At 65.5% G+C, this 17465-nt stretch carries 17 protein-coding genes; 8 read left to right on the forward strand and 9 right to left on the reverse strand.

The features are described from left to right. Positions 1–40 precede the first annotated feature (40 nt). The gene (locus tag U1H99_RS11240) at positions 41–955 is read right to left on the reverse strand and encodes a ZIP family metal transporter (RefSeq protein WP_323141812.1); all 915 of its coding nucleotides are present in this window, start codon (positions 953–955) and stop codon (positions 41–43) included. 113 nt (positions 956–1068) lie between these two features. Next, entirely contained in the window at positions 1069–2004 is a 936-nt protein-coding gene (locus U1H99_RS11245) for a manganese catalase family protein (RefSeq protein ID WP_323141813.1), read from the reverse strand. A 315-nt stretch (positions 2005–2319) separates the two neighbouring features. Here U1H99_RS11245 and U1H99_RS11250 point away from each other — a divergent pair, with 315 nt between their 5' ends. Next, complete coding sequence (locus U1H99_RS11250; protein ID WP_323141814.1) at positions 2320–2808, forward strand: arsinothricin resistance N-acetyltransferase ArsN1 family B; 489 nt, start codon at positions 2320–2322, stop codon at positions 2806–2808. A 147-nt stretch (positions 2809–2955) separates the two neighbouring features. Next, the gene (locus tag U1H99_RS11255) at positions 2956–3534 is read left to right on the forward strand and encodes a hemerythrin domain-containing protein (protein WP_323141815.1); all 579 of its coding nucleotides are present in this window, start codon (positions 2956–2958) and stop codon (positions 3532–3534) included. 127 nt (positions 3535–3661) lie between these two features. Here the strand turns inward: U1H99_RS11255 and U1H99_RS11260 are convergent, their stop codons facing one another. The 5 genes from U1H99_RS11260 to U1H99_RS11280 form a co-directional block, all read right to left on the reverse strand. Further along, entirely contained in the window at positions 3662–4402 is a 741-nt protein-coding gene (locus tag U1H99_RS11260; protein WP_323141816.1) for an LrgB family protein, read from the reverse strand. Continuing rightward, entirely contained in the window at positions 4395–4769 is a 375-nt protein-coding gene (locus tag U1H99_RS11265) for a CidA/LrgA family protein (RefSeq protein ID WP_323141817.1), read from the reverse strand. Before U1H99_RS11265 ends, U1H99_RS11260 begins: the two co-directional genes overlap by 8 nt. An 80-nt stretch (positions 4770–4849) precedes the next feature. Then, positions 4850–5437: a TorF family putative porin gene (locus tag U1H99_RS11270; protein ID WP_323141818.1), complete on the reverse strand. Its 588-nt coding sequence runs from the start codon at positions 5435–5437 to the stop codon at positions 4850–4852. A gap of 381 nt (positions 5438–5818) precedes the next feature. Further along, positions 5819–6898, reverse strand: coding sequence for a 4-hydroxyphenylpyruvate dioxygenase (hppD, locus tag U1H99_RS11275; protein ID WP_323141819.1), 1080 nt, complete (start codon positions 6896–6898; stop codon positions 5819–5821). Positions 6899–6953: 55 nt separating this feature from the next. Continuing rightward, a complete protein-coding gene (locus tag U1H99_RS11280; RefSeq protein WP_323141820.1) occupies positions 6954–7859 on the reverse strand; it encodes a LysR family transcriptional regulator in 906 nt (301 codons plus the stop codon). Between the two features lie 107 nt (positions 7860–7966). Between U1H99_RS11280 and hmgA the strand changes: the two genes are divergently transcribed. The 5 genes from hmgA (at position 7967) to U1H99_RS11305 (ending at position 12743) form a co-directional block, all read left to right on the forward strand. Then, positions 7967–9268 (forward strand): homogentisate 1,2-dioxygenase, encoded by a 1302-nt coding sequence (gene hmgA / locus U1H99_RS11285; protein WP_323141821.1) that lies wholly within the window; start codon positions 7967–7969, stop codon positions 9266–9268. A gap of 110 nt (positions 9269–9378) precedes the next feature. Continuing rightward, a complete protein-coding gene (locus tag U1H99_RS11290; protein ID WP_323141822.1) occupies positions 9379–10731 on the forward strand; it encodes a hemolysin family protein in 1353 nt (450 codons plus the stop codon). Between the two features lie 226 nt (positions 10732–10957). Next, a complete protein-coding gene (locus U1H99_RS11295; protein ID WP_323141823.1) occupies positions 10958–11392 on the forward strand; it encodes a YeeE/YedE family protein in 435 nt (144 codons plus the stop codon). 4 nt (positions 11393–11396) lie between these two features. Next, positions 11397–11855, forward strand: a complete 459-nt coding sequence (locus U1H99_RS11300; RefSeq protein WP_323141824.1) for a DUF6691 family protein — start codon at positions 11397–11399, stop codon at positions 11853–11855. A 132-nt stretch (positions 11856–11987) separates the two neighbouring features. Next, positions 11988–12743, forward strand: a complete 756-nt coding sequence (locus U1H99_RS11305) for a DUF2243 domain-containing protein (protein WP_323141825.1) — start codon at positions 11988–11990, stop codon at positions 12741–12743. A gap of 197 nt (positions 12744–12940) precedes the next feature. Here the strand turns inward: U1H99_RS11305 and U1H99_RS11310 are convergent, their stop codons facing one another. Continuing rightward, positions 12941–15274 carry a TonB-dependent receptor domain-containing protein gene (locus tag U1H99_RS11310; RefSeq protein WP_323141826.1) on the reverse strand — a complete coding sequence of 778 codons (2334 nt, stop codon included), beginning with the start codon at positions 15272–15274 and terminating at the stop codon, positions 12941–12943. A gap of 175 nt (positions 15275–15449) precedes the next feature. Between U1H99_RS11310 and U1H99_RS11315 the strand changes: the two genes are divergently transcribed. Further along, on the forward strand, positions 15450–16826 hold the full coding sequence (locus tag U1H99_RS11315) for an amino acid permease (RefSeq protein WP_323141827.1): 1377 nt from the start codon (positions 15450–15452) through the stop codon (positions 16824–16826). Between the two features lie 39 nt (positions 16827–16865). On the opposite strand, the gene U1H99_RS11320 is transcribed toward U1H99_RS11315, so the two are convergent. Then, entirely contained in the window at positions 16866–17444 is a 579-nt protein-coding gene (locus U1H99_RS11320) for a flavin reductase family protein (protein WP_323141828.1), read from the reverse strand. Positions 17445–17465 lie beyond the last annotated feature (21 nt).

The following is a 17465-nucleotide window of genomic DNA, read 5'->3' on the forward strand; positions in this document are numbered from 1 at the left end:
CACCCTACATCAAGCGCCTATATCAAGCGCCCCGTCTGCATTAGCCCAGCGCGGTATCGAGCACCGTCATCAGGATGAAGCCGAACACCAGCGCCCCGCTGGCCCAGGTGCCGTTGCCGTTTTCCTGCGACTCCGGCACCACGTCGTTGACGATCACGAACAGCATTGCGCCCGCGGCGGCCGCCAGCGCAAACGGCAGCAGGCCCGCCGAGACACCGATGACGGCCACCCCGGCCGCCGCGGCGATCGGCTCGATCACGCCCGACAGCATGCCCAGCGCCGCCGACAGCACACGGCCATAGCCGACCGTGCGCAGGGCCAGCGCCACCACCAGCCCCTCCGGCACGTCCTGGATCGAGATGCCGGTCGCCAGCGAATTCGCCTTGGACAGGTCGATGCCGCCGTAGGCGACGCCGATCGCCAGGCCTTCCGGCAGGTTGTGCAGGGCGACGGCCCAGACGAACAGCCAGGCACGCCGCATCGAGTGCGACAGGCGCGCATCCTCGGTGTCGAGGATGCCATCGGTGCTGATGAAGCGGCCCATCAGCAACAGCAAGGTGGCGCCGATCATGATGCCGGCACCGACCGTCAGGCTCGCACTCCAGTTGCCGGCGCCGGCGGCCTTGGAGGCGGCCAGCGCCGGGATCACCAGCGAGAACGCGGTCGCGCCGAGCATCACGCCGGCGCCGAACCCGAGAAAGCAGTCGTAGGTGCGTTTCGAGAAATTCTGGGAAAACAGGATCGGCAGCGTGCCGAGCGCGGTTGCCGCAGCGGCGGTACCGCCGCCCAGCAGCGCGGCGCGCAAATTCGGGGAGGCATGCGCGATCTGGTCGACCAGGCCGGCGATGATTAGCAGGCAGCCGAGCACGCAGATGAACATGCCGACCGCGCGGCGCGGGGTCGACAGGCGTGCAATGCCGCCCGCGGGCCGGGCTTTATGCGCATGAGTTTCCATATTAATATCCTAAACGAAAAACAGCGCCGCACAGCACGAGGCTGCGCGGCGCCGGCTGCCGATACGAAGCCGCGTCCTGCGGGCATTCGCATCGTGACAGGCGTACCGCGACCTTATTTCGGGGCGCCCGGGCTGGGGATCGCGCCCGGCTTGACGGTCAGCCCGTCGGCCGTGGTCTGGTTGCCCATGCCCAGTTCGGCCCCGGTCGGCGGATCGACGGCCGGATTCGACTGGGTACGCTCGGCCATGGCCTTGAGGACGTCGATGTCCTTGGCGGACAGCTTGACCTCCGCTTCACCGGTGCCGCCGTCGACCGCCATCTGCTTCTCGCGGTCGGTGACGAATTCCCACTGCTCGCCCTGGTTCCACGAGCCGCGCATTTCGCCGGGGCCTTGGGACATGTTGAAGTAGGTGTTGGCAAAGCGCGGGTCGACCGGCGTTTTCCCTGGCGGGAAGTTCGGCGAGATCGCATACAGCGCTTTTTCGAAGGACTTCTGGTGCGCCACTTCGCGCGTCATCAGGAAGGTTAGCGCTTCCTTCACGCCCGGGTCTTCGGTCAGCGCGATCAGGCGCTCGTAGACGATCTTGGCGCGCGATTCGGCGGCGATGTTCGAACGCAGGTCGGCGGTCGGCTCACCGATGGTGTCGATATAAGCCGCGGTCCAGGGAACGCCGGCCGAGTTGATCAGTGGCGTGCCGGCGCCGTACAGCACCTGGGTCACGTGGCTGTCGTTGCCTGCGCCGTTCAGTTTCCGGTACAGGTCGGCTTCGGAGTCGATCGCTTCGGCCAGCTGGCCCTTGGCGCCCTTGTTCAGCATCGCGATGATGTGACCGATGATTTCGAGGTGGCTCAGTTCTTCGGTAGCGATATCGTAGAGCATGTCCTTGCGGCCCGGATCGTCTTCGCTGACGGCCTGGGTGAAGTAGCGCATGGCCGCGGCCAGTTCGCCCTGCGGGCCGCCGAACTGTTCTAGCATCAGGTTGGCCAGGCCCGGATTCGGTTCGCTGACGCGCACCGTGTACTGCAAGCGTTTGTTATGTGCAAACATTGGTAGTCCTCCGATAAAGTTATGTATCAGAAATGTCTTGCGGAGATACTCCTGATTCGGGGAAGGTCACAGTTGTCCTGTGACTAACCATGGACCCATCATCGCAGGCTGAAAATTTGTCGGAATCGGAGGGTTTGCCGTGTCTGTGTAGGACAAACGACGACAGCCTGTCGAGCTAGCTTGATAGCAATGTTATTATTCAAATTTTATTGATGATAGCTTTTAACAATGACGATCATAGTCTGCTGTGGCAGCGTTTACTAAGCTGTAATACACTGATTTAATTCAATTTTTTCCCTGTTTGGAAACTGAACAATGATTGCTTCCGATCTCATCCTGCGCGATGCCTCTGCTGCCGACGCCACTGCCATCGCCGCGATCTATAATCACTACGTGGCGACGACGGTGATTTCGATGGAGTCGGATCCGGTCGGCGCCGACGAGATGGCACGTCGCCTGGCCGATGTGCAGGGTGCAGCCCTGCCTTGGCTGGTCCTGGTCGACAATGGCACCGTCCTTGGCTACGCCTACGCCAGCAAATGGCGCGCCCGGCCCGGCTACCGTCATGCGGTCGAGTCCAGCGTCTACGTCGATGCCGCGCAGCGCGGCCGTGGCCTGGGATTGACGTTGTACCGCGCCCTGATCGCGCGCCTGACCGGGCGCTTCCACTGCGTGATCGGCGGCATCGCCCTGCCCAACGCCGCCAGCGTCGCCCTGCACGAACGCCTCGGCTTCCGCCAGGTTGCCTGCTTCACCGAGGTCGGCCACAAGTTCGGCGGCTGGGTCGACGTCGGCTACTGGTAGCTGCACCTGCCCGCAATGCAAGCAATGGAAACACATGCCTAGGAGACTGTGGGTCGCGAGCTGACAACCCCTTGCGTGGAATTCCTACGTGCGCGTCATGGTATTAAGCATAAGATGGACATATCGACAAAACCACTGGAGCAGAAGATGTTTTCTCTCAAAAAACTGAGCCCGTCCATCACCGACATGATCCGCTTCGACCATTCGCACGTGATGGTCACCTTCCACCAGTACACCCGCGACAAGCGTCCGAGCGTCAAGAAGGCATTGGCCGAGACCATCTGCGATGCGCTGGAAATCCACGCCACGCTGGAAGAGGAAGTCTTCTACCCGGTCATGCGGCCGAAAGCCCACGACCAGAAAGTCATGGAAAAGAGCGAACCCGAGCACGACGAAATGCGCGCCGTGATCGCTGAACTGCGCCGCACCGATCCGAAGTCGCCGCGCCACGACGAGCTGGTATTCGAACTGATGCGTGACGTGGTGCACCACGTGGCCGACGAGGAAACCGTGCTGCTGCCGGATGCCGAGCGCACCCTGAGCAAGGACCGCCTATCCGAACTGGGCGCGCAGATGACCAAGCGCCGCCTGGAACTGGTGACGCCGAAAGCCGGCAAGATTGCGAAAAATACCGCGGTCGGCTTCTCCGGCAGCACCGCCGCGCTGGTAGTCGGGTTGGCGAGCGCGCTGTTTGCCGCCAAGGCGTTCGGCCGCAAGACTGCCTGATCTCACGGCTCCAGGCCGGAGCGCCGGCCGATCACCGCCCGCGAGCGCATGAGCGCTGGCGGGCGTTTTTACAGGTATCTGTCGACTGGATAGGTTAAACGCAGATTCGGCATCCGTACTCGCAGCGTTATGCCCCCATCCATCGCATCAGGTGAGGCACCAGCCAAGGCGCCAGCAAGGCCGTCAGCACCCCGTTGACGCCCATCCCCAGCCCTGCATAAGCACCCATTTCCGGACTGACCTGGAAGGCGCGCGCGGTCCCGATGCCGTGCGAGGCCACGCCCAGCGCCAGGCCGCGCGCCGCATGCGATTTCACACCCAGCGCATTCATCAGGAAGCGCGCGAAAATGGCGCCGAAGATGCCAGTGCAGATCACCAGCACCGCCGTCAGTGCCGCCACCCCGCCCAGGTTTTCGGAGATCGCCATCGCGATCGGCGTGGTGGCCGACTTCGGCGCGATCGAGGCAGCCAGCTGGGGCGAGGCACCCAGCAGCAGCGCGACGCCGACCGCGCTGACGATCGCGGTGACGCAGCCGCACACCAGGGCGCAGGCCAGCGGCAGGAGGTTGCGGCGCAGGCGCGGCACCTGGCGCGCCATCGGCACCGCCAGTGCGACCGTCGCCGGCCCTAGCAGGAAGTGGACGAACTGGGCGCCGGCAAAATAACGCTGGTAGGACATGCCGCTCGCCGTCAGGACCAGGCTGATCAGGGCGATGGCGATCGCCACCGGATTGGCCAGCGGCGAGAAGCCGCAGCGCGCGTATACCCACTGCGCGAACAGGTAGGCGCACAGGGTCAAGGTCAGGCCCAGCAGCGGCGAGGCCGACAGGTAGACCCAGAAATGGCTGAGTTCCGCGAAATTAAACACTGCCGTCCTCCTTGTTCGGGGCCGGCGCATCGATGCGGCTGCCGAAGGCTTGCAGGACCAGGGCGGTGACGGCCAGCGTGGCGAGCGTGCTGAAGATCACCGAGGCGGCGATCGCCAGCCAGTGGCCGCTGCCGCTGGCGGCGGCGGCGACGATGCCGACCCCGGCCGGCAGGAACAGCAGCGACAGGTGGCGCAGCAGCTCGTTGGCGCCGCTCTCGACCACCTCGTGCAGGCGCGGCCAGGCGACCAGGGCGACCAGCAGGGCCAGCATCCCGGCCACCGGGCCGGGCACCGGCAAGCCCAACAGGAACACCAGGCCCTCGCCCAGGCACTGGAACGCGAGTAAGACGGCAAACGCTTGCAGCAAGATTTCTCCTCATCATGGCGGCGGCGGCGCACTAGCGCGCCGACCTCGACCGCCCGAGGCTTCAAGCATAACAGCTGGATTCAGAAGCGGCGGCTCAGGGTCATGACCAGGGCGCCACTGCGGCTCTTGCTGCCCGACAGCGGACGCAGGTCGGTGCGCGGCATCGCGCTGGCGTAGCGGTCGAGGGCGCCGCCGGCGCCGAATGCGCGGCTGTAGGTACCGGACAGCGCCCAGCCGCCTTCGAACCTGCGGCTCAGCCCTGCCTTGAGGTCGTGCCAGTCCATGCCGCCATTGCCGGCGCCGGCGATGCGCCCGTCGCCGGCATGCAGGTTCAGGGTCATGGCAGCGCCGATCTCGTGCTTGACGCCGACGTCGAGGTAGCCGGACCCGCGCGCGTCGGTGATGCCGAAGTCCTGGGTGATACGGGAAGCCCACGTACCCGCCGACCAGCCGCTCGGACGGTGGTAATCCAGGCTGAACTCGGCTGCCGGGCGGCTGTCCGACTGGCGGATGCCGCGCCACACGTATTGCGAGTCCAGCGTGGCGGTGGCGGTGATCCGCGCCACGCCGGCGGAATACGGTTCGATGCTGCCGTTGCCGGCAGCATGGGCGTCATACGATGCGAAGCTCAGGAGCGCGAGCGGCAGTAGCCGTTGTACAAGGGTCATGGGATAGCGGGAGTCGTCGAGAGGTGCGGGCGAATTACATTCCTCACGGAAATTCTATGCGGAATGGAGCGACTTTTGGTTGCTTCTCAGGCAGAAAAATGACCGAGACCGATGATGTGAGGCGCGTATGCAACAGGGATGCCAGGGATGGCTGACAGGCTGGCAAGTTGTTGAAAATACGGCTATATGACAGGTTCTATGAGAACGATATGCAAACAGAACTGGGGCAACATCGCTGTACAGATTGACGATGTGGTAACTGATAGTAACTAAAACAATGTCGCCCCTGCGCAGGCAGGGCCCAAGTTGCCAGCACAGCATTGATGCATGCAGCACTTGGCCCCCTGCCTGCGCAGGGGCGACGGTGGCAGTACTGGTATTTCAGGCAGCGGTTTTCAGTGCCCCTCGACGCAGCTGGTCGCGCTCCATCGACTCGAACAATGCCTTGAAATTGCCCTCGCCGAAGCCGTCGTCGCCCTTGCGCTGGATGAACTCGAAGAATACCGGTCCCAGCTGGTTTTCCGAAAAGATCTGCACCAGCAGGCGTTTGCTGTCGCCCTCGACCTTGCCATCGACCAGCAGCCCGCGCGCCTGCAGCGCGCCGACGTCCTCGCCGTGGCCCGGCAGGCGATCGGCCAGCATTTCGTAATACGTCGCCGGCGGCGGCGACATCAGCGGCACGCCGCTTGCGCGCAGGCCGTCGACGGTGGCGTAGATGTCGTCGACCAGCAGCGCGATGTGCTGGATGCCCTCGCCGTTGAATTTCAACAGGAATTCTTCGATCTGGCCGCCGCCGGCCTGGCTTTCCTCGTTCAACGGGATGCGGATCTTGCCATCCGGCGCGGTCATCGCTTTGGAGGTCAGGCCGGTGTACTCGCCCTGGATGTCGAAGTAGCGGATTTCGCGGAAATTGAACAGCTTTTCGTAGAAACCGGCCCAGTAGGCCATGCGGCCGCGGTAGACGTTGTGGGTCAGGTGGTCGATGATCGACATGCCGTGGCCTTTCGGGCGGCGCTCGGCGCCTTCGATGAATTCGAAGTCGATGTCATAGATGGATTTCCCATCTTCGAAGCGGTCGATCAGGTACAGCGGCGCACCGCCGATGCCCTTGATCGCCGGCAGGCGCAGCTCCATCGGACCGGTCGGGATCTCCATCGGGATCGCGCCCAGTTCGAGCGCGCGCGCGTAGGCCTTGTGCGAATCCTTGACACGGAAGGCCATGCCGCAGGCCGACGGGCCGTGCTCGGCCGCGAAATAGGCGGCGTGGCTCTTCGGCTCATTGTTGATGATGAAATTGATTTCGCCCTGGCGGTACAGCGCCACGTCCTTCGAACGGTGCACGGCGACCTTGGTAAAGCCCAGTGCTTCGAACACGGGTTCCAGCACGCCGGGGGTGGGCGACGCGAATTCGACGAACTCGAAGCCCATCAGGCCCATCGGATTCTCAAACAAGTCAGCCATGGTGTCTTTCCTCATAATGTTGTAGTTTCATCTCCTCCACCGCATCCGCCCGGTTCTATTCGGCGAATACGTCGGCAATCAAGCCCCGCAGCCATTGGATGCCGGGGTCGTGGTTGAAGCGCCGGTGCCAGAACACATTGGTCTGCAGCGTCGGCAGCTGCAGTGGCGGTTCGATCCACTTCAATCCAAACGGTGCCGCGGCGCTCTCCGCGAGCTTTTGCGGCACGGTCACCACGAGATCGGACGTGGCGACGATATACGGTACGGCGGTGAAATGCGGCACCCGGAACCTGGCGTTAGCGGTCACGCCCGCCTTTTCCAATAACACATTAACCCTGTCATAAGGGCTGTGCGCCGCGTCCACCCCCAGGTGGGCCGCCGCCGTGAAGCGCGCCAGGTCCACCGTCCCGCTCGCCAACGGATGTCCCTTGCGGAACATGCTCACGAAGGCCTGGCGGAACAGCTGCCGCTGGAACAGCGCATCCGACATGTCTTCGAAGGCGCCGATGGCGAGGTCGACGCGGCCGGTCTCCATCTCGTCCTTCAGCCCGATGCTGCCCGCGCGCACCGAGGCGATTTCCACGTTCGGCGCTAGCGTTCGGCAGCGCTCGGTCAGCACCGGCATGAAATACACCTCGCCGACGTCGGTCATCGCCAGCGTGAAGCGGCGGCGGCTGGTGGCCGGGTCGAAGCGGCTGCGCTGGCTGAGGGCGAGCGCGACCTGCGCCATCGCGGCGCCGATCGGCTCGGCCATCTGCTGGGCCAGCGGCGTCGGCTGCATGCCATGCGCCGTGCGCACGAACAGCTCGTCGCCGAAGGTGCGGCGCAGGCGCGCCAGCGCATTGCTGACCGCGGACTGCGTCAAGCCCAGGCGCCGCGCCGCGGCCGAGATCTGGCGTTCGCGGTACACCTCCTGAAAGACGGACAACAGATTCAGGTCGATGCTAGAGGGTTCGATCATGCCGGAGATAGGGTTATTGATGTGCTGAATAGTCTACATTTTTCTATTCACCTCGTAAAATGTCCGGCCCTGCTGCAGAATGAGGCAAAAGAGTCAGGAGACCCCCAATGCACCCTCAGGAAGGCTATTTATCCGGCTTCGGCAACGAATTCTCCACCGAAGCCCTGCCCGGCGCCCTCCCCGCGCACCGCAATTCGCCCCAGCGCGTGGCCTACGGCCTGTACGCCGAACAGATCTCGGGAACGGCCTTTACCGCGCCGCGCGGACAGAACCGGCGCTCGTGGCTGTACCGCATCCGCCCGGCGGCGATGCACGGCGCCTTCCGCCCGCTCGCCGGCGGCCGTATCGCCAGCGACTTCGAAACCGGCGCGCCATCGCCCAACCAGATGCGCTGGAGCCCGCTGCCGGTCCCGGATGCCCCCACCGATTTCATCGACGGCTGGGTGACCATGGCCGGCAATGGCGCGGCGGCGGCGATGAGCGGCTGTGCGATCCACCTGTATGCGGCCAACCGCTCGATGACGGGCCGCTATTTCTACTCCGGCGACGGCGAGCTGCTGGTCGTGCCGCAGCAGGGCCGCCTGGAGATCGCCACCGAACTCGGTTTGCTCGAGGTCGAGCCGCAGCAGATCGCCGTGATCCCGCGCGGCGTTCGCTTCAGCGTCGGCCTGCCCGACGGCACCGCGCGCGGCTACGTCTGCGAGAACTTCGGCGCCCTGCTGCGCCTGCCGGACCTCGGCCCGATCGGCTCGAACGGCCTGGCCAACCCGCGCGATTTCCTGACCCCGGTGGCGCATTACGAGGATGTCGAGGGCGAATTCGAGCTGGTTGCCAAGTTCGGCGGCCGGTTGTGGTCGGCCCGGATCGGCCATTCGCCGCTGGACGTGGTGGCCTGGCACGGCAACTATGCGCCCTATAAATACGACCTGCGCCACTTCAACACCATCGGCTCGATCAGCTACGACCACCCGGATCCGTCGATCTTCCTGGTCCTGCATGCGCCGACCGATACGCCCGGCGTGGACAGCCTCGACTTCGTCATCTTCCCGCCGCGCTGGCTTACCGGCGAGGACACTTTCCGCCCGCCCTGGTTCCACCGTAACGTGGCGAGCGAGTTCATGGGCCTGATCCACGGCGCCTACGATGCCAAGGCCGAAGGCTTCGTTCCCGGCGGCGCCAGCCTGCATAACTGCATGAGCGGACACGGCCCCGATGCGGCGACCTTCGACAAGGCCAGCGGCGCCGATACCAGCCGTCCCCACAAGGTCATGGACACGATGGCCTTCATGTTCGAGACGCGCAACCCGCTGGTTGCAACGGCGCAGGCACTCGCCTCGCCCCAATTGCAGGGCAACTACCAGGACTGCTGGGCAGGCATCAGTAAGCATTTCGACCCGGCGCGTCCCTGAACGCGCCTTGAAATGCCCGTTTCAGCCGTGTGCTCGTTGGCGCGCGCTGGCCGGCATGCGATGATCAGGCCGAATCGCGTTGTAATCGGCATAACTCATCCTGACATCGCATGACCGACATCATCATCATCCTCGTTCTCATTCTTCTCAACGGCGTCTTTTCGATGTCGGAACTGGCCGTGGTGTCCGCCAAGCGTCTGCGGCTCGAAAAACTGGCGGCGGAAGGCAGCGGCGGTGCGAATACCGCGATTGCCCTGGCCGACGATCCCAGCCGCTTCCTTTCCACCGTCCAGGTCGGCATTACCCTGATCGGCATCTTCAACGGCGCCTTCGGCGAAGCCTCGCTCACTGCGCGCCTGACGCCGGCCCTGGCCGAACTGGGCGTGCCGCAAGCCTGGGCCCGCTCCACCGCGCTGGGCGTGGTCGTGGTGGCGATCACCTTCCTGTCCATCGTGCTCGGCGAGCTGGTCCCGAAGCGCATCGCGATCCTGTATCCGGAGTTCATGGCGACCGTGGTGTCGCGTCCGATGCACTACCTGTCGCGCATGATGCATCCTTTCGTCGCTCTGCTCGGGATGACCACGGACTTCATCATGCGCCTGCTCGGCATGCGCCAGCGCAAGGACGAAGTGCCGACCGAGGACGAAGTCACCGGCATGATCCGCGAAAGTACCGACGCCGGCGTGTTCGAGCGCACCGAATACGACATCGCGGCGCGCGCCCTGCGGCTGGACGACTGGCACCTGCGCGCCTTGATGACGCCGCGCATAGATCTGGAGTTCCTCGACCTCGGCGAGCCGCTCGAACGCAGCCTGCAGCGCATCGCCGAATCGCCCTACAGCCGCTTTCCGGTCTACCGCGGCGACCGCTCGCAGGTGGTCGGCGTGGTCCGCGCACGCAACCTGTTCGAGCAGGCCATCCGCGCGCAGACCCTGCAATCGATCGACGTCGGCGCCGCTGTCGAACCGCTGCTGTTCGTGCCGGAATCGGTCAGCGCGATCGACCTGCTGGAGCAATTGAAGATGCACCGCGCCGAACTGGCGATGATCGTCGACGAATACGGCGATATCCAGGGCATGATCACCCTCACCGACGTGATGGGCGCGCTGGTCGGCGAAGTCCCGACCGGCGAAGACCACGACCCCGGCGATGGCGTGCGCCGCGAGGATGGCAGTTGGCTGATGGACGGCGGCATGATCCTGGACCGCTTCCGCTACCTGACCGGCGTCGAGTTCGTGTTTCCCGACGAGGATGCGGCGGCTTACCACACGCTGGCCGGCTTTGCCCTTTACCGGCTCGGCTACATTCCGAAAGTCGGCGAGACCCTGGAGTGGAACGGCTGGCGTTTCGAGGTGGTCGACATGGACGGCAACCGTATCGACCGGCTGCTGGTCGTGCCGGGCAAGTTGCAGGACGAGGGTGAAACCCGGGCCGCCTCTCCTGCCGGCGGTTCGGCGAATTAGCCTGTTGTCGGCTTTTGCTTGCCGGTCCGGGTCGATCGGCCTTGCCTGTGTTGGTGGCTGGTGTTATGTTGTTTTCGTCGAATGTCGGTTAGTTGCATAATTATCCTAAAGAAGAGTTGCTTGTATCTTGATGTGCTGGTCAAACGAAGGACGCTGGTTACAATGTTTGGTGAGACTTGTGCGCGCAAGAAGCACAAGCAAGCACGGCGTTACCAAGGAGGCTCCCATGCATGTCGACTGGATCCACTTCACGCCGCTGGCCTCGCTCGGCGGCGGCATCCTGATCGGCCTGGCGGCCGCCCTGTTGCTGCTGGCGAATGGCCGCATCGCAGGCATCAGCGGTATTGCGGGCGGGCTGCTGCGCCCTGCCGGCGGCGACATCGGATGGCGTCTCGCCTTCCTGCTCGGCCTGGCCAGTGCGCCGCTGGCGTGGCTAGCCGTCGGCGCGATGCCGCCGGCACAGATCGACCATTCGCCCGCCCTGCTGACGATTGCCGGCCTGCTGGTCGGCGTCGGCACCCGCTTCGGCTCCGGCTGCACCAGCGGCCACGGCGTGTGCGGCATCGCGCGCCTGTCGCCGCGCTCGCTTGCCGCGACGGCCTGCTTCATGGCGGCCGGCTTCCTCACGGTTTTCGTGATGCGTCACATAATCGGAGCCTGATGCCATGCCGCTCGTTACCGCTTTCCTTGCCGGCATCCTGTTCGGCAGCGGCCTGATACTGTCAGGAATGACCAACCCGGCCAAGGTGCTCGCCTTCCTCGACCTCGCCGGCCGCTGGGACCCGTCGCTGGCCTTCGTGATGGTCGGGGCGATCCTGGTCGCGGCGATCGGCTTTCGCCTTGCCGGCCGACGCGGGCGCTCGCTGTCCGGCGGCAAGCTGCACCTGCCGGGGACCATGGGGATCGATCGGCGTCTGATGCTCGGCAGCCTGACTTTTGGCGTCGGCTGGGGCCTGGTGGGCTACTGCCCAGGTCCGGCGATCGCCACGCTGGCCGTCGGCGGGCGGCCGACGCTGATGTTCGTCGGCGCCATGATTGCCGGCATGACCGTGTTCGAGGTCATCGAGCGCCTGGCTTGCATGCGCGCCGCGCGCCTGCATCCGCCCGCGCACGCCGGGGAATAAGACACCGCGCAAGCCGGCTGGCGTGCGGCGCTCCGCCATTGGCGGCACCAACCTATACTGGGCCGGCGCATGCGCCGCTGCGGCTACACCGGCCCCGGCGCATGGCGCGATACTCTACTGAGGGAACACACCATGTGGAAATCACCGTGGCTCCGCTGGGGCGCCGCACTCGGTTTCGCGCTCGGCGGCTTTTTCGACGGCATCCTGCTGCACCAGATCCTGCAGTGGCATCATCTGCTGAGCCTGGTCCGTGGCCTGGACGACTTGCGGGTGCAGGTCTTGTGGGACGGCTACTTCCACGCGCTAATGTACGTGATCGCGGTCGCCGGCCTGTGGGGCATGTGGCGGGCGCGCCGGCGCGGGGTCCAGGCGCCGCCGGCGGCCGTGCTGGCCGGCGTGCTGATGCTGGGCTTCGGCACCTGGCACCTGATCGATGCGGTGCTGTCGCACTGGATCCTCGGCATCCACCGCATCAGGCTCGACAGCCCGCAACCGCTGGCGTGGGATCTGGCATGGCTGGCGGTCTTCGGGCTGGTGCCGCTGTTCGCCGGCCGCCTGCTGCTGCGCCAGGGGCCGGCGCGTCCGGGCGGCGCGGCGGCCGCGCTGTGCCTGCTGGGCGCACTGACCGGCGCCGCCGGCGCCTGGGCGCTGCGCGAGCCGCCGGGGCAGCGCTTGACCACCGTGGTGTTCGCACCCGGCACCGGGGCGGCGCAGGTGTTCCGGGCACTCGATGCGACCGGGGCGCGGCTGGTGTGGAGCGACCGCAGGATGGGGGTGGTCGTGGTGGATGTGGCGCACGGGCAGCGCTGGCGCCTGTACCGGCATGGGGCGCTGCTGGTGGGCGGGACGGTGCTGGGAGCGGGGTGTGTGAGCGCGAGCGGGGCTTGAAGGCAGCGGCCGCCGGTGCATGCAGACGCTCCCGTCGTTCCGGGCATCGCCCGAAACGACTCCCCGCGCAGGCGGGAATCCATGCCGAGCTCGGCGAAGCCGGTATGTCCGATGAGGTCCCGATCGATCCGGGACAGCGGATTCTGTTCTTCAGTATGGGTCCTTCCCTGCGCGGGGACGACAGCTGGAAGCGATGCCTACATACCGGGCCCGCCACCACCCGGACCACCACCGAAGCCGCCGCCTGGACCGCCAGGCCCGCCCGGCGGCGGACCGCCGCGCCAGCCTTCGCCATCCGGACCTTCATGGCCGCTGCGCGGGCGCTGCGGCACGCCGCCGAAGCGCCATGATAGGCCGACGTAGGCGATCCGTCCATCGAAGCGGCGGATCGAGCGTTCCTTCAGCGTGGCCGAGTCGGTAACGGTTTCCATCTTCTGCGAGCTGAACACGTCGGTCACGTTCATGACCAGGGATAGCGTCGGCGTGATGTTGCGGCGCCAGCTCAGGTTCAGGGTCGACATCGGCTGGCGGTAACCGGTGCCGGCAAGGGTCTTGCCCTGGGCGTTGATCATCAGCTGCAGGGCGTCCTGCGGCGTCAGCTGGTAGTTGACGCGGCCGCGCACGCTCAGCGAGTTGGCCGTGCGGCGCGTCTCGGCGCCGTTCAGGTCGATCTGTTCCTGCTCGGTAAAGGCAAGGTTGCCGCTGGTGTTGATCGACAGCTTCGGCGTCAGCTTGCCGCTCAGCGTGAATTCGAGGCCGCCGGAACGGTTGCTGCCGCCGTTTTCCAGTGTCGTCAGCAGGGTGTTCTCGCCCACCAGGACCTGGCGGCTGCGGATCGTGTCGCGGTCGTTGCGGAAGTAGCCGCGCAGGTTGGCGTCCAGGCCGCCGGCCTTCGTTTCGTAGCCGATCTCGAAGGAATCGGTCTGCACCGGCTTCAGCATCGGATTGCCGCTGCTTTCGTTCAATTCGTCGACATAGACGACAAAGGGATTCAACTGGTTGGCGTTGGCACGCCGCAGGCGGTGCGAATACGCGAAGCGCAGGTTGCTCTTCTCGCCCAGTTTATAGGTGGCGAACGCGCTCGGTATCCAGTTCAGGTAGCTGTTGGTGGCGCTCAGTGCGGTCGTGACCTGGTCCAGGTCGAGATGGGTGTACTCGGTGCGCAGGCCGACCAGCGCGCCCCAGCGCTCGCTCAGCTTCCATTGGTAAGAGCCGTACAGGGCCACGTTCTTCTCGTCGACCTGGAAGGCGTTGGTGCGGCGGCCGTTGGCCACGTCCAGCGCCGTGAGCGGATCGACGTCGAAGTAGCGCGTGTCGAAGTCGCTCTGGTTGTCGGCGATCTTGTAGCCGAGCTTCAGGATGGCGCCGCCGTCGAGCGGGCGCTCGTAGTCGCCGGTGTAGTCGACGATGCGGGTGCTGTTCGCCACCGACTGGCTGCTGTCAGCGCTTTCCGCGTTCGGCGGCGTCACCAGATAGGTGTTGGCGTAGCGGGTATCGTTGTCGTTGCTGCTGCGCGAGACGCGCAGGTCCATGCGGAACAGTTCGCCGATCTTTTCGCCCTTGTGGTCCCAGCGCAGCCCGCCCATGCCGTTGCTGTTGTCGCCGTTGCGGCGGGTGGCACGCAGGTAGTCGCTGGTGGGCACGCCGTCGGCGTCGACCTGGTAGCGGTCGAGGCCAGTCTGGTCGTTGGTGCGCTGCATGAAGCCGACGTTGGCTTCCAGCGTGTCGTCGTCGTTCAGGTTGTAGGTGATCTGCCCGCGCAGGCCGGCGCTGTCGTTGAGGCCCGTGCTGGTCGAGGTCTGGCTGCTGTGGCGATCGGCGCCGGTGACCGGGTCGATCTGGTCGCGCTCGGTGTCGCCGGTGGAATTGCGGCCGTCGTGGCGCACATTGACGCCACCCTGCATGCCCCAGCGCCCGGTGTTGTACGAACCGTTGACGGCCGAGTTGTAGCGGCCCGCCGTGCCGTAGTTGGCATTGACCACGCCGAAGCCGCCGGCGCGGCGGTTGCGTTTCATGACCAGGTTCAGGATCGGACCGCCGCCGCCCTCGTTGCCGAACTCGGCGCCGGGATTGTTGATGACTTCGATCGAGTCGATGTCTTCCGACGGCATCGCCTGCAATGCCGGGCCGCGGTTATCGCCCTGCAGCATGGCCGATGGCTTGCCGTCGACCAGGATCTGGACATTGCTGCTGCCGCGCAGCGACACCGTGCCGTCCGGGTCGACCGATACCGAAGGCACGTTGCCCAGGGCGTCTGCGGCGGTGCCGTTGGTGCTGCTGACGTCCTGCTTGACGTCGTAGACCTGGCGGTCGATGCGGTTGTTCTGGCGCTCGCCGACGACGTTGACCGAGGTGACCTTGCCGGTGGTCGCCGGGCCGGTGGCGTTGGTGGCTGCGGTTGCTGTGGTGGTGGCCCCGGCGACGGCGGTGCCGGTGCCGGCGGTGGCCTGCGCCTGCGCCAGGGCCGGGGCCAGCGTGGCCAGTGCAAGTGCGACGTAATGCAGTTTGAAGGAAGAAATGCGATGGACCATCTGTGGGCTTGTCCCGAAATCAGCGTATTGAATTAAGTTTCCAGATTTTAAGACAACCCTTTCGGCTTGGCGGAATGGGCCGTGTAAAGAAAAGTAAAACAGCCGTCTCCTCTGCCCGACCGTTTCCTTTAGAATCCTGTCTTTTCCAACAAGTATTTTCATCCTGGCAGATCCGATGGCCTCAGAAGACAACCACCTCCACCGCGGCCTCAAGAACAGGCACATCCAGCTGATCGCGCTCGGCGGCGCCATCGGCACCGGCCTTTTCCTCGGCGTGGCAGAAAGCGTCAAGATCGCCGGCCCCGCCGTGCTGCTCGGCTATGCCGTGGCCGGCCTGATCGCCTTCCTGATCATGCGCCAGCTCGGCGAGATGATGGTCGACGAACCGGTGGCCGGTTCCTTCGGCCACTTCGCCGACAAATACGGCGGTCGCTTCGCCGGCTTCGTCTCGGGATGGAACTACTGGGTGCTGTACGTGCTGGTCAGCATGGCCGAGCTGTCGGCGGTCGGCATCTACGTCCAGTACTGGTGGCCGGACGTGCCGACCTGGGCCTCGGCGCTGGCGTGCTTCTTGTTGGCGAATGGCATCAGCCTGATCAACGTGCGCGCCTTCGGCGAGAGCGAGTTCTGGTTCTCGGTGATCAAGGTGGCGGCGGTGGTGGCGATGATCGTCTACGGCGTGTTCCTGCTGCTGAGCGGCGGCGCCGGTCCGCAAGCCTCGGTGGCCAACCTGTGGCAGCACGGCGGCTTCTTCGCCCACGGCGTCAAGGGGCTGGTGATGTCGATGGCGATCATCATGTTCTCGTTCGGCGGCCTGGAGGTCATCGGCATCACGGCGGCCGAAGCGGCCGACCCGAGCCACTCGATCCCGCGCGCGACCAACCAGGCGCTGTGGCGCATCCTGGTGTTCTACGTCGGCGCGCTGGCGGTGCTGCTGTCGCTATACCCGTGGAACCAGATCGTGCCCGGTGCCAGCCCCTTCGTCCTCATCTTCAAGGCGCTGGATGCGAACATCGTGGCCCATGTGCTGAACCTGGTGGTGCTGACCGCGGCGCTGTCGGTCTACAACAGCTGCGTGTATTCGAACAGCCGCATGATGTACGGCCTGGCGACCCAGGGCCATGCGCCGAAGTCGCTCTTGAAAGTGAACGAGCGCGGCGTGCCGCTGGCGTCGCTCGGCGTGTCGGCGCTGGCCACCGCGCTGTGCGTCGGCGTGAATTATGCGTTCCCGGGCAAGGCGCTGGGCATGCTGATGGGCCTGGCGGTCTCCGGCCTGCTGATCAACTGGACCATGATCAGCTGGACCCACCTGCGCTTCCGCGCCGCCAAGCGTGCCGCCGGCCAGGGCACCACCTTCCCGAGCCCGGCCTACCCGCTGACCAATTACCTGTGCCTGGCATTCCTGGCCGGGATCGTGGCCGTGATGCTGGCGACGCCGGAGCTGCGCGTCTCGGTGTACCTGATTCCGGCGTGGCTGATCGTGCTGGCGATCGGTTACCGGCTGGCCGAGGGGCGGCGCAGCGCATCGCGGGCCGGCGCCCCGGTCCGATAATAACCGTAGGGTGGACGGGTTTCCCGTCCACGCGCCCCGTCAGCCCTGCTTGGTCACCTCGAACGCTGCGCCGGTCTCCATGAAATGGCCGCCGGCCACGTAGTGGATGCTGCGCTTGCCGCCCTCCTCCATGTGCCAGTGGCCGTCGGTGAACACCGCCGGATCGGCCCATGCGCCCACGACTTCGCCCAGGAACAGATCGTAGGCCTGCTGGATGTGCGGCTCGGGAATCAGGCGGCATTCGAGCCAGGCCAGGCAGCCCTCGACCAGCGGCGCGCCGGTGTGTTCGCCGGGCGTCCATGCGATCCCATGGACGGCGAACTTGTCGATCTCGCGGCCGGATTCCGAGCCTACAGCCAGCGTCAAGGCCGCCAGCTCGCGCGAAGGCACCGCCAGCACGAACGCGCCGGAGGCTTCGATCAATCCGCGTGTGAAGGTCGACTTGTCGATCACCACGGCGACCTTGGGCGGCGCGAAGTCGAGCGGCATCGACCAGGCGGCCGACATCACGTTGGCCTTGCCGGCGTGGGCGCTGCTGACCATCACGGTGGGACCGTGGTTCAGCAGGCGGTAGGCTTTGGCCAGGTCGACCGGCACGCGGGTGGGTTGCATCGTCATCGGGACTTCCTTATTGCGTTG

This window comes from Massilia phyllosphaerae (assembly GCF_034659755.1).
Lineage (GTDB): Bacteria > Pseudomonadota > Gammaproteobacteria > Burkholderiales > Burkholderiaceae_D > Telluria > Telluria phyllosphaerae.